This is a genomic window from Altericroceibacterium spongiae, assembly GCF_003610805.1.
GTDB classification, from domain to species: domain Bacteria; phylum Pseudomonadota; class Alphaproteobacteria; order Sphingomonadales; family Sphingomonadaceae; genus Altericroceibacterium; species Altericroceibacterium spongiae.
Map to the genome: position 1 here is coordinate 162,333 of NZ_RAPF01000004.1, position 12,530 is coordinate 174,862.

At 60.4% G+C, this 12,530-nt stretch carries 12 protein-coding genes; 6 read left to right on the forward strand and 6 right to left on the reverse strand.

Annotated elements, in window-relative coordinates; translation table 11 throughout:
• The first annotated feature begins 34 nt into the window (after nt 1-34).
• A complete protein-coding gene (locus D6851_RS09140; RefSeq protein WP_120324589.1) occupies nt 35-1,738 on the forward strand; it encodes an ATP-binding protein in 1,704 nt (567 codons plus the stop codon).
• Nucleotides 1,739-1,792: 54 nt separating this feature from the next.
• Here D6851_RS09140 and D6851_RS09145 read toward each other — a convergent pair whose 3' ends face one another.
• From D6851_RS09145 to D6851_RS09155, 3 genes are all read right to left on the reverse strand, one after another.
• Entirely contained in the window at nt 1,793-3,247 is a 1,455-nt protein-coding gene (locus D6851_RS09145) for an MATE family efflux transporter (protein ID WP_120324590.1), read from the reverse strand.
• Nucleotides 3,244-3,978: a 7-carboxy-7-deazaguanine synthase QueE gene (locus D6851_RS09150; RefSeq protein ID WP_120324591.1), complete on the reverse strand. Its 735-nt coding sequence runs from the start codon at nt 3,976-3,978 to the stop codon at nt 3,244-3,246. Before D6851_RS09150 ends, D6851_RS09145 begins: the two co-directional genes overlap by 4 nt.
• 139 nt (nt 3,979-4,117) lie before the next feature.
• Complete coding sequence (locus D6851_RS09155) at nt 4,118-6,829, reverse strand: valine--tRNA ligase (RefSeq protein WP_120324770.1); 2,712 nt, start codon at nt 6,827-6,829, stop codon at nt 4,118-4,120.
• 86 nt (nt 6,830-6,915) lie between these two features.
• Here D6851_RS09155 and D6851_RS09160 point away from each other — a divergent pair, with 86 nt between their 5' ends.
• The 5 genes from D6851_RS09160 (at nt 6,916) to D6851_RS09180 (ending at nt 10,955) form a co-directional block, all read left to right on the forward strand.
• Nucleotides 6,916-8,025, forward strand: coding sequence for an ABC transporter permease (locus D6851_RS09160; protein WP_120324592.1), 1,110 nt, complete (start codon nt 6,916-6,918; stop codon nt 8,023-8,025).
• Nucleotides 8,022-9,008 carry an ABC transporter ATP-binding protein gene (locus D6851_RS09165; RefSeq protein ID WP_120324593.1) on the forward strand — a complete coding sequence of 329 codons (987 nt, stop codon included), beginning with the start codon at nt 8,022-8,024 and terminating at the stop codon, nt 9,006-9,008. The genes D6851_RS09160 and D6851_RS09165 overlap by 4 nt, the downstream gene beginning before the upstream one ends.
• 9 nt (nt 9,009-9,017) lie before the next feature.
• Nucleotides 9,018-9,956, forward strand: coding sequence for an MlaD family protein (locus tag D6851_RS09170; RefSeq protein WP_120324594.1), 939 nt, complete (start codon nt 9,018-9,020; stop codon nt 9,954-9,956).
• Between the two features lie 14 nt (nt 9,957-9,970).
• Nucleotides 9,971-10,576 carry an ABC-type transport auxiliary lipoprotein family protein gene (locus D6851_RS09175; protein WP_120324595.1) on the forward strand — a complete coding sequence of 202 codons (606 nt, stop codon included), beginning with the start codon at nt 9,971-9,973 and terminating at the stop codon, nt 10,574-10,576.
• Between the two features lie 145 nt (nt 10,577-10,721).
• Complete coding sequence (locus D6851_RS09180; protein WP_147395456.1) at nt 10,722-10,955, forward strand: hypothetical protein; 234 nt, start codon at nt 10,722-10,724, stop codon at nt 10,953-10,955.
• A 9-nt stretch (nt 10,956-10,964) separates the two neighbouring features.
• Here the strand turns inward: D6851_RS09180 and D6851_RS09185 are convergent, their stop codons facing one another.
• From D6851_RS09185 to D6851_RS09195, 3 genes are read right to left on the reverse strand one after another with little or no spacing between them, the layout of a single operon-like run.
• Nucleotides 10,965-11,666: an ATP12 family chaperone protein gene (locus tag D6851_RS09185; RefSeq protein WP_120324597.1), complete on the reverse strand. Its 702-nt coding sequence runs from the start codon at nt 11,664-11,666 to the stop codon at nt 10,965-10,967.
• Complete coding sequence (locus D6851_RS09190; protein ID WP_120324598.1) at nt 11,663-11,878, reverse strand: hypothetical protein; 216 nt, start codon at nt 11,876-11,878, stop codon at nt 11,663-11,665. Before D6851_RS09190 ends, D6851_RS09185 begins: the two co-directional genes overlap by 4 nt.
• Entirely contained in the window at nt 11,871-12,527 is a 657-nt protein-coding gene (locus D6851_RS09195; RefSeq protein WP_120324599.1) for an HAD-IA family hydrolase, read from the reverse strand. Before D6851_RS09195 ends, D6851_RS09190 begins: the two co-directional genes overlap by 8 nt.
• Nucleotides 12,528-12,530 lie beyond the last annotated feature (3 nt).

Genomic DNA, 12,530 nt, shown 5'->3' on the forward strand with positions numbered 1-12,530 from the left:
CCGGTAACCGGCAACAAAAACACAGGGACGCGATATGACCGATTTTGAACGACCCGGACCGGGTGAGGCTGCTGACCATCGCCCGTTCGAAGCGAGTGGTTCCACCTTTGTGCAAGCTGAGCCTGCGGCGGCCGATCCCGGCCCGCCCATCGGGGCGGTGCTGGAGGTTTCCGGATCGGATTCGCGCATATTCCTCGATATGGAGCGGCTGCGCGAATGTGCGGTGGATAGCGATGGAAGCGTGGCGCAGGCCGGGCAGGTCGGCAGTCAGGTCAAAATCCGCAGTAGCACGGGCTGGGTGCTCGCCAATCTGCGCGATCAGGCGCAGGGCACGCATAACGGCCGCCATGGCATACTCGCCCATATCGATTTCATGGGCGAAGGCGATGCCGGGCAGATACCGGGCCAGCTGGAGCGTTTCCGCCGGGGTGTCACCCACTTTCCGATGGCCGGATCGCCGGTCTATCCTGCCGGAAATGCCGATTTGCGACAGGTCTATGCCTCGGACGGGCGCTCCGCCATTCAGATCGGCACGGTCTATCCGACGGCCGATATCCGTGCCGGGATCTATGTCGATGCCATGCTGGGCAAGCATTTTGCGCTGCTGGGTTCGACCGGCACCGGCAAATCGACCGCCGCAGCATTGATCCTGCACCGGATCTGCGATGCTTCGCCCGAAGGGCATATCGTGATGATCGATCCGCATGGCGAATATGCCGCCGCGTTCAGCGATAGCGGGGAGATTTTCGATGTCGGCAATCTGCAGATGCCCTACTGGCTGATGAACTTCGAGGAACATTGCGAAGCGTTCCTCACCTCGACCGGCGATTCCCGGCAGGAAGATGCCGATATTCTGGCCAAATGCCTGCTGAAAGCGCGCTCGAAGAACCGGCTTGCCGAAAGTCTCGGCAAGATCACGGTGGACTCGCCGATCCCCTATCTCCTGTCCGATCTCACCAAGTCATTGCAGGATGAAATGGGGCAGCTCGACAAGGCAACCTCCTCGATCCCGTATATCCGTATCAAATCCAAGATCGAGGATCTGAAAGGCGATCCGCGATACAGTTTCATGTTCTCCGGAATGCTGGTGGGCGACACGATGACGCAGTTTCTCGGCAAGATTTTCCGTATGCCGGGAGAGGGTAAGCCGATCTCGATCATCGATGTCTCAGGCGTACCGTCCGATATCACGGCGACGGTGGTGGCGCTGCTCAGTCGGCTGATGTTCGATTTCGCCATCTGGGGGCGCACCGAAGCGACGAGCCCGCTGCTGCTCGTTTGCGAGGAAGCGCATCGCTACGTTCCCAATGAAAAGAATGCCGATGGCAGTTCGGTTGGCCGTGTCCTGTCACGAATCGCCAAGGAAGGGCGCAAATACGGCGTTTCGCTGGGTCTGATAACGCAGCGTCCCTCCGATCTTGCCGAAGGCGTTCTGTCGCAATGCGGCACGATCCTGTCCATGCGGCTCAATAATGAGCGCGATCAGGCTTTCGTGCGGGCGGCCATGCCTGAAGGTGCGCGCGGTTTTCTCGATTCCATCGCTGCCTTGCGTAATCGTGAATGCATCATTTGCGGTGAAGGCGTGACCGTGCCGGTGCGTGTGTCTTTCGATGAACTGGAAGAGTCCCGGCGGCCGGCTTCGGACGATCCGAGCTTTTCGAAAGCCTGGCGCGATATGGCGATCGATCCGGCGATGCTGGACCGGATCGTTCAGCGCTGGCGCAGTCAGAGCAAGTAGGTGCAGAGACGGGCGGAGTGGTCGCTCACGTTCGTTTTCCCAATCTCAATCCTCTCACACATTGGGAGCGAAACGGCCTGCCGGGTCGCCGTCCGTATTGGCCTGCTCGCGCGCTTCGGCTTCGCTTTCGGCAATCGCCCGTTTGCGCCAGCCGGGACGGCGATAATACCACCATGCCATCAGGAAAGCCGCCAGAGCGCTGACCGGGAATGACAGCCAGATCGCATCCGAACCCAGCCAGTCATATGTCAGGTAGTAGAAGCCGAGCCGCACCGGATAGAGCGCGATGCCGAGAATAATCAGCGGCACGATCACCACACCGCCCGCACGCATCGTGGCGGTATAGACCATGGTCACGCCGAACAGGATGAAGTTCCAGCTCGCCAGAAGCTGGATATGCTGCCCGATCGGCACGGCGGCACTGTCCGAACCCAGAAAGAGCGACAGCGCCGTCTTGTCGAACAGCAGCAGCGCGACGGTCAGAAAACCCGTCATGGCGAAATTGATGATGATCCCGCTGCGGGTCAGCGCATCGAGCCGGTGCCACTGACGTGCGCCGATATATTGCGCGGCCATTGCACTGACCGCGCCGCCAATGGCCATGGCGGGCATCTGGATATAGGTGAAAAGCTGCATGGCGGCGCCATAGGCGGCGGTCATCAGCAGGCCTTCGCGATTGACCAGACCGACCACGATGATTCCGGCGGCCGACATGAGCAGCATCTGCGCGCCCATCGGCAGACCCTTGGCGATGATGAAGCCCAGTTCGTCCCGGCTGGGCTTGAGATAGGCCAGTTCCGCGCCGCGCAGCCGGAGCGGCAGATCCTTCGCATAGACATAGGCGATCATCGCCGCGAAGGAGATCAGATTGGCGATCAGCATGGACAGGCCCGAACCGGTAATGCCAAGTTCGGGAAGCGGCCCCCAGCCGGTGATGAGCAGCGGGTTCACCACCACATCGAGCAGTACGGTCAGCCCCATGAAAATAAGCGGTGTGCGCGCATCGCCCGCGCCGCGCAGGCCCATGGTGAGAATGACCGAGATGATGACGAAGGGTATGGCGATGAAGACCATGCGCAGATAATCGAGCGCCAGTTGCCATGCGCCGCCCGGTGTGCCCAGCGCATCGAGCAGCCACGGCGCACCGAACCAGCCGATCATGGCCACGGCCAGAGCGATCAGGAAGCAGAAGCCTACGGCGGTTCCAAAAGTGCGCCTTGCTCCGTCAATATCGCGTGCGCCGTAGCGCTGACCGATTTTGACCGTGCCCGCCATTCCGAAACCGAAAGCGGCGGACATCACCAGAAACATGATGATATTGGCATTGGCCGTGGCGGCGAGGGCGTTTTCGCCGATCAGCCGTCCGACCCAGATGGAATTGACCGTCCCGTTCAGCGATTGCAGCGAATTGCTGAGCAGAGTGGGCAGGCTGAACAGAATCAACGTTCGGAAAATCGGACCTTGCGTCAGATCGCCGCGCATGGGTTTGGAAGAGGCGTTTTCGCTCATGTCCCTCTAGTGTCTCCGAAAAGCCGAATGTGCAACCTTTTGGACAGAGTCAATTTCTGGGCAATGCAGATTTCCGCCAGCCAGCTTTCGCGCTGTTCCAGCACGTCGGCTTCGGTCCCTTCGGCCATCAGCATGATTTTGGCGGATGGAATGGTATGGGCTTTTTGCAGCGCGAGGACTTCGTCCACATCGGCAGGCTCGGCGATCACGAATTTGAATGTCGCGCGCGGTTCCTGCGTCCAGTGGGCGAGCCTTTCGGGATTGAGCGCCAGATCGGCCGGATTGCCCGAATGGGCGAGTTTGGGGCTGACATTATACTGGCTCACCAGCGGGTCGAGCGCGGGATGCGGTGCCACCGAACCGTTGGTTTCGATCTCCACGATCATACCGGGCAGATGCCCCAGCATCCGGGCGAGTGCGGCGCCTTGCAGCAGCGGTTCGCCGCCGGTGATAATCAGCCGGTCCTGCCCGAATGCCGCGATTTGCCGGGCGGCATCTTCCTCGCTCAGCGTCAGTTGATTGGCGGCGCGCGGATAGGTGGGATCGCGGCGATGCGGGCGATTATCGCCCTCGAAATGCCAGGTATAGGCCGTGTCGCACCATTCGCAGGCGAGATTGCAGCGCGACAGGCGGATAAAGGTGCATGGCTTGCCCATGCTCGGCCCTTCGCCCTGCAGCGAAGCGAAGATTTCCGGCTCGCCCGGTGTGGTCGTGGCCAGAGTCAGCGGCATGACTGCCCCGTTTTCGCGCTCCTTATGCCGCTCCTATCGCCATGCCTGCGCGGGGGGGACGCCGGCGAAGACCAGCGCCATCCGCTTCGGTTTCCCGCTCGCACAGGAATGACGAAAGGGGAGGGCCGGGGCGAACCCATCACCCCAGACGCGCCAGCGCCGCGTCGAGCCGGGTCACTTCGGCAGCGTGATGGGCATGGTCAGCGCGGGCCTTTTCGACCGCTTCGGGCTTGGCTTTCTCGACGAATTTGGGATTGTCGAGCCGCTTCGCGAGGCTGTCCCGCTCTTTTTCCGCAGCGGTTTTGGCTTTGGCGAGGCGAGCCTTTTCAGCTTCCACATCGATCACGCCTTCGAGTGGGATGATGAACACATCCTCACCCGCCATCACCTGCATGGCGGCGCCTGCCGGGGCTTCGTTAAAGGCGACCGGAGTGAGCCGGGCAAGCCGTTCGATGGCTGCTGCGCTGCGCTCCACCACCCGTCTGGCGAGATCGGACGGGGCGGGGCAATAAGCGGCCAGCTTGGCGCCGGGGGCAATGCCCAGTTCGTTTTTCGCCGCACGAATGGCGGTGGTGAGCTGGATCACCCAGTCTATCGCATCGGTGGCCGAAGCATCGATGCGGGCTTCGGGTTGCGGCCATTGGGCGAGAATCAGTTCATAGGGGCGTTTACCCTGCGCATGCCACAATTCTTCGGTGACGAAGGGCATGAAGGGATGCAGCATCACCAGAATCTGATCGAGTGCCCAGCCGGCCACTGCGCGGGTTTCCTTTGCCGGCATGGCATCGGGATCGCCCTGGAAAACCGGCTTGATGAGTTCGAGATACCAGTCGCAGAAGGTCGCCCAGGTGAACTGATAAATCGCACTGGCAGCCGCATCGAAACGCAAATCGCCCATCGCTTTGTCGAGCGCTTCGGCGGTTTTGGTCACTTCGCCGATGATCCACTGATTGGCCGCCAGTTTGGCTTCCGGCGCGGCCACGCTATCGCTCGCGACGATGCCGTTGGTCTGGCAAAAACGCGCGGCATTCCACAGTTTGGTGGCGAAGTTGCGATAACCTTCGACACGCTTTTCATCCATCTTCACATCGCGGCCCTGACTTTCCATCGAGGCCATGAAGAAGCGCAGCGCATCGGCGCCATATTTGTCGATCAGGGTCAGCGGATCGACCACATTGCCCTTCGATTTAGACATTTTCTGCCCGTCCGCCGCGCGCACCAGCCCATGGAGATAAAGCCGCTTCCACGGCACTTCACCCATGAATTCAATGCCCTGCATCGCCATGCGGGCATCCCAGAAGAACAGGATGTCGAAGCCGGAGATCAGCAGATCATTGGGATAATGTTTGCGCAGCAATTCGGTATCGTCCGGCCAGCCCAGCGTGCCGAAGGGCCACAGAGCGGAGGAGAACCATGTATCGAGCACGTCGGGATCGCGCGTAAGGGTGGCTCCGTCACCGGCCTGCGCCTGTGCCTCGTCCTCGCTTTCGGCAACATAGACCTTGCCATCGGCATCATACCATGCCGGGATCTGATGCCCCCACCAGAGCTGGCGTGAGACACACCAGGGCTGGATATTCTCCATCCAGTTGAAGAAGGTCTTTTCCCATGTCTTCGGGATGATTTCGATATCGCCCTTGCGCACCGCTTCCATCGGCGGCTGGGCGAGCGTTTCGGCATCGACATACCACTGATCGGTCAGCCATGGCTCGATCACCACGCCGCCGCGATCGCCGAAAGGTGTGGCGACGGTGCGCGGTTCGGCGTCCAGCAGTTCTTCCTCGCCATCCTTGTTTTTGGTGATGTGGGGAATGAGGAAGCCCAGTTCCTTCATCCGTTCGACCACCAGCTTGCGCGCATCGAAACGGTCGAGCCCGATAAACTCTTCCGGCACCAGACCGTCAGCGGTCTGTATCACCGCAGCATCCTGATCGAGCATGTTGAGCATATTGGCGGGCTTGATCCCGGCTCGCTTGCCCACCTCGAAATCGTTAAAATCATGCCCCGGCGTAATCTTCACCGCGCCCGAGCCCAGTTCCGGGTCGGCATGTTCGTCCGCCACGATCTTGAAACGGCGACCGGTGATCGGCTGAAGGATGTCCTTCCCGATAACCGGGGTATAGCGCGCATCATCGGGATGCACGGCCACGGCCATATCTGCCAGCATGGTTTCAGGGCGCGTGGTGGCGACTTCGATATAATCGCGGCCATCGGGCAAGGTCACACCGTCAGCCAGCGTATATTTGAAATGCCAGAAGCCGCTTTTCACATCCTTTGTCTCGACTTCGAGATCGGAAATCGCAGTCTTCAGTTTCGGGTCCCAGTTGACCAGACGCTTATCGCGGTAAATCAGGCCCTTATTATAAAGGTCGACAAAAACCTTGAGGACGGCTTTGGAAAAATGCTCGTCCATGGTGAACTGTTCACGGCTCCAGTCCATCGAACAGCCGAGGCGGCGCATCTGGCGGGTGATCGTGCCGCCGGACTGCTCTTTCCATTCCCAGACATGCTGAAGAAATGCCTCGCGGCCGATCTCGGCGCGCTTGATACCCTGCGATTCGAGATTGCGCTCCACCACCATCTGCGTGGCGATACCGGCATGATCGGTGCCGACCACCCAGAGGGCATCTTTACCTTTTAAGCGCTGATACCGGATCACAATGTCTTGTAGTGTGTTATCAAGCGCATGGCCGATATGAAGCGAGCCGGTCACATTGGGGGGAGGGTTCACAATCGTGAAAGGTTCTGCATCCGGGCGTTCCGGACGAAACAGACCGTTTTCTTCCCAATGGGCATACCACCGCTTTTCGATGGCGGCGGGATCGAATGTTGTATCGAGCTGGCTTGTCATGACAGGCTGGCCTTTGCCAGCGCCCAAAGCCAAGGGCAACTTGTTTGCCTTGTCGAAGCCACATTTTCCTCACATAGCGATGCACAATGCGTGAATGGGCTGAATATACAGTGAAAGAAGGCGGCGGGCGCGAGACGATCGCGTTGCAGGGGCCGCTCCTCGTGTCGAGCGTGGCGATGCTCGACCGTCAGCTACGTGACTATGCGGATTCGGTGCAGCAGATCGATCTCACCGATGTCGAAACGATCGATACGGTCGGGGCATGGCTGGTGGTTCGTTTCGCGCGCGAAAAGGACGCCCAGATTATCAATGCGAGCGAACAGGCCGAAAGGCTGATTGCTGCAGTGAAAGAATGCGACAGCGATGAGCCGATCACCGCGCCGCGTGACAAGACTCTGATCCGCGTGCCCGAAACCGTGGGCGACAAGGTCGTCGATATGGGACATGGCGCGGTTGGCGTGATCGGCTTTCTCGGTGCGGTGATGATTACGATCGGGAACACGATCCGCCATCCTTCACGCCTCAGGCTGAAAGCGCTGGTCCGTCAGATTGAACTGGTAGGGGTTTCCTCGCTCGGCATTATCGGGCTGATGAGCTTTCTCATCGGCGTCGTGATCGCACAGCAGGGCGCAGCGCAGCTTCGTCAGTTCGGGGCGGAAATCTATACTATCAATCTCACCGGGCGGCTCACTCTGCGCGAACTGGGCGTGCTGATGACCGCAATCATGGTAGCGGGCCGTTCCGGATCGGCTTTCGCCGCGCAACTGGGCACCATGAAGCTGACTGAAGAAGTGGACGCGATGCGCACTATCGGGGTTTCGCCCATGGAAGCGCTGATCCTGCCGCGCATTCTGGCGGCCGTGTTCATGATGCCGCTGCTCGGTTTCTACTCGTCGATTATCGCGATTATCGGCGGGGCGGTGATTGCCGACATAACGCTCGACATTCCCTTTCTCACCTTCCTGTCGCGTATTCAGGATGTGGTGCCGATCCACGATCTCTGGGTCGGCCTGGCCAAAGCGCCGGTTTTCGGCCTGATCGTGGCGCTGGCCGGGTGCTATCAGGGGCTTCAGGTCAAAGGCAATGCAGAGGAAGTGGGCGCCCGCACCACGCAGGCTGTGGTGATGGCGATTTTCATGGTCATTGTGCTCGATGCTTTCTTTGCCGTCTTCTTCAGCGAGGTGGGCTGGGGATGAGTGACGAAAACGCCATTAAGCACGAAGTCGAAAAAGAAGCGCTTCCCGAACTCGTCAACGAGTATGAAGGCGATTGCCCCATTGTGATCGAGGGATTGCGCAACAGTTTCGGGTCGCAGGTCGTCCATGAGGATCTCTCGCTCAAGGTCAGGCGCGGAGAGATTCTCGGTGTGGTCGGCGGCTCCGGCACCGGCAAATCGGTGCTGATGCGCTCTATCATCGGCTTGCAGATTCCCGATGAAGGGACTGTCGAAGTGTTCGGGCAGGACATTACCAAAGCCGCGCCCGACGAACAGATCGGCGTGCGCTCGCACTGGGGGGTTCTGTTTCAGGGCGGCGCTTTGTTCTCCACGCTCACTGTGGAGGAGAATGTCGAGGTTCCGCTCAAACAGTTTTACCCCGAATTATCGCCCGAAATGCGACAGGAAATCGCCCGCTACAAGGTCGTCCTCTCGGGACTTCCGGCCGATGCGGCGAGCAAATATCCTTCCGAATTATCGGGCGGGATGCGCAAACGCGCCGGTCTCGCGCGCGCATTGTCGCTCGACCCGGCGCTGTTGTTCCTCGACGAGCCGACGGCAGGACTCGATCCGGTGGGCGCGGCCAATTTCGATCAGCTCACCCGGGAACTGACCGACACTCTGGGGCTTACAGTCTTTCTGATTACGCATGATCTCGATACGCTGTATGCGATTTGCGACCGGGTGGCGGTGCTGGCCGATAAACGCGTGATTGCGGTCGGCACGATCCCCGAATTGCTCGAAAGCGAGCATCCGTGGATTCAGGAATATTTTAATGGCCCGCGCAGCCGGGCTGCGGCTGCCAGCCATAAACGTGGTATAGAGAAGGATGCCCGCCGGGCCGAAAGCGATGCGTCAGGCAATGCTTCCGATACTGTGCAGGGCAACAGGGGACGCGATAATGATCTGGCGCAGAATGCGGGCCGGGAGGCCATGGACAAAGATGATGGCGGAAAGGCATAGGGCAAGCTGATGGAAACGCGGGCAAACCATATATGGGTCGGCGCTGTCACGCTGCTGCTGCTGACCGCTCTGGCGCTGTTCATCGTGTGGCTGGCGCAGCTCGGCACACAGGATCGCAAGGAATACGATATTTTCTTCTCGCAATCGGTCGGTGGCCTTGCGAAGGGCTCGGACGTGTCCTTTTCCGGCGTTCCGGCAGGTGAGGTCGAGGAAATCGATCTGTGGGAAACCGATCCGGAATATGTCCGCGTGCGGATTAGCGTGCGCAAGGAAATTCCGGTGGTTCAGGGTACCACGGCCAGCATCCAGGCCAGCTTTACCGGCGTTTCGACCATTCTGCTCGATGGTGCGGTAAAGGGCGCTCCGCCGATTATCGAACCGGGGCCGGAAGGGGTGCCGGTGATCCCGACCAAGCCGGGCGGACTGGGCGAAATTCTCGCCAGTGCGCCACTGCTGCTCGAAAGACTGGCGACGCTTACCGAAAGGCTGACGCGCACTCTGTCCGATGACAATCAGGAATCGATCCAGAAAATCCTCGCCAATACGGCGCGGATCACTGAAGGACTGGCCAATACGGCCCCTGAAGTGAACCGGACACTGGGCGAATTGCAGACGACGCTCGATCAGGCGACCAGGACGCTGGCGGCTTTCGAAAGCACGCTCAACGATGCTGGCGATATGCTCGACAAGGAAGGGCCATCTCTGGCGGATGAATTGCGCAAGACGCTGGTTTCCGCCCGCGAGACATCGGAAGCTCTTCAAAAGACGCTGAACGAAACCACACCGGCAGCAAAGCAGTTCAACAACGATACGCTGCCGGCTGCCGAGGCGACCTTGCGCGATCTTCGCGAAACCAGCGAAGCGCTGCGTAAGGTGACCGACAAGATTAACCATCAGGGCGCGGGTTCGCTGCTCGGCGGCACCAAATTGCCGGATTACGAGAAATGAGAAGGATACGGGGCATGATCGGGAGGAAACGCATCGGAGGCGCTCTGCGCGGCGCGGCGATGGCCTCGGCTGCGCTGGCGCTGGCAGGTTGTATCAGTTTCGGGGAAGATCCGCCCGACCGGCTGCTGACTCTCACGCCGAGCAGCCCGGCACCGGCGGGTGCCGCTGCGGAAGGCACGCGCGAAGCTGCGCTTGCGATCATGGGGATCACCGCCACGCAGGCTCTCGATGTCAATCGCGTGCCGGTGCAGGTGGACGATTCCAGCCTCGCTTACCTCAAGGATGCGTTCTGGGTCGATAAACCGGCCGAACTGTTCGCCCGTTTGCTGAGCGAACGAATCCGCTCCTCCGGCACCCGGCTGGTGGTGGACGATGCCGAATTACAGACCATGGCAGCTACGCGCCTGTCGGGCCGGATTACGCAAATGGGCTTCGATGTGCCGACGCAGAGCGTCATCATGCGCTTCGATGCCACGCTGCAACTGCCCGACGGCCAGCTTCTGACCCGCCGTTTCGAAAGTGTGCAGCCGGGCCTTTCGGCCAAAGCGGATCAGGTCGGTCCTGCGCTTAATGATGCGGCGAACGATATAGCCGGGCAAGTTGCGGAATGGGTCGGCTGAACGGTCATTCTATTCGACAGGCCATGCGATAGGCCCGCCCGCATATCGTAATAGCGGCTTATGCCAGAGGCAGCCTGCCGGAACTATCATTCGTCTCGGCAGGCTTTGTCTTGTGCTGCTCCCGGGGATCGTGACAGACGGAAGCATGCGCAGACGTAATCGAACAGAAGCGGAGAAGAAGCGGTTTTTGCTGCGTTATTTCGGTACGATCGGGCTGATTGTGGCGATTGCTGCTTTTACCGCACCGACGCTGGTCGGGGTGGGAGATAAGCTGACGCCGGAGGACGGGCAAAAGCTCTTTTCGCTCGGAGGTGCAGCGGGCGGTGTGGCGCTGATATTGTGGATTGCGAGCTTTACGATCAGAGACCGCCGGCGCTGACCGGCGGGTTTAACCGGTCTGGCGGGCAAGCTTTGCAAAATGCACCGCATGGCAGAAAGCGTCGCGCCTTGTGGCACGGGCTTTCTCGGCCTCGGAATCCCAGCCCCATAATTCGGCTTGCCAGTCCTCTTCGAGATTGGAGAGGGTAAACAGGCCCTCCGCATCGGCATCCGGTGCGATGGCGGCAAGGCCGATAATGAGCGAGGCGGCAAGCGATGTGCAGGTCTGCAGGGCCGCGAGGGTGAAATCGTCCTGCGCGCCCAGATGGCGCTGCAATGCTGCCAGCGTGTCGGCAGGCTGCGGGCGATGGATAATCCCGCTGATTCGTTCGAAACGGATGTCATGGCGCTGCTCGGTTTCGCTCAGCAACGGTTCCCACAGCTCGCTTTGCCGCTCGAACAGAGCATCCCCGGGATCGGCGCGATAGCACAGCGTATCGCTTTCCCCGAAAGCGAGGATTCCGGCCTGTGTTGCCGCACGCTCCGGCGCGACAATATCCACTGCATAATCGGCAAGGTCGCGCAGAATGAAGCGGCCCGGCTCGATCTCCTCACCTTGCTGTGCCCATTCCTTTGCCATGGCGTCGGCCAGCGGACGGGAGGGGGCGATCTGCGCTGCGCCTTTGGCGGTTTTGATTCCGCGCCCGTCCAGCGTCACCTGAAAGCCACCCGGCGCCGGTGTAACGTTCACATCGCTATAGAACCGCTTCATTCGCAGCAACTGCCTCCGCTGCGCCATTTACGCGCCAGATAGCGCGTGCCGCCGAACATGGTCAGCAGGCCGAGAATGGCGAGCACCCCGGCGACGATTTCGGGCGCCGCGATTTCCTTGTAATAGATCATCAGCGCCAGCAGAATCATGCCGATTCCGGCAAGGCGCACCAGTGCGATGATGAAAAAACGGCCCTTGGCAGGATCAGCCACGGATCAATTCTCCCAGTTCGGCGGCATTGCGGGCCACGGCTTCGGCTCCCGCATGCAGCAATTCGTTGGCCTCGTGATAGCCCCAGGAAACGCCGATCGCGCGGACATTGATTGCGCGGGCCATTTCCATATCGAAAACTGTGTCACCGATCATCACCGTCTGGGACGCATCGGCAAATCCATCCGCCATGGCGGCTTCGAGCATTTCCGGGCTGGGTTTCGACGGGTGCCGGTCGGCGGTTTGCAGACTTGTAAACAGGTCGCTCAACCCATGGCTGGCGAGGCAGCTTTTGAGGCCGCGATCCGACTTGCCGGTCGCCACGGCCAGCGTCCAGCCGGTCCTGTGCAGATCGCGCAGCAATTCACCGATCCCGTCGAAAAGCGGTTCGCGCAGCGATCCGTCGAGCCGCGCCTGCCGGAAGGCGGACTTATAGGCTTCGACGATATTGGCCTGCGTGTCGCTTTCGGCAAAGGGAGCCAGCAGCCGGATCGCCTGCGGCAGGCTGAGGCCGACGATCCGGCGAATATCGTGGCGGTCGGGCGCGGGCAGGGCATTATCGGCAAAGGCGCGTTCCATCGCCGTGCAGACAGCCGCCTGTCCGTCCACCAGAGTCCCGTCGCAATCGAACACCGCGAGCCGAATGCTCATGAT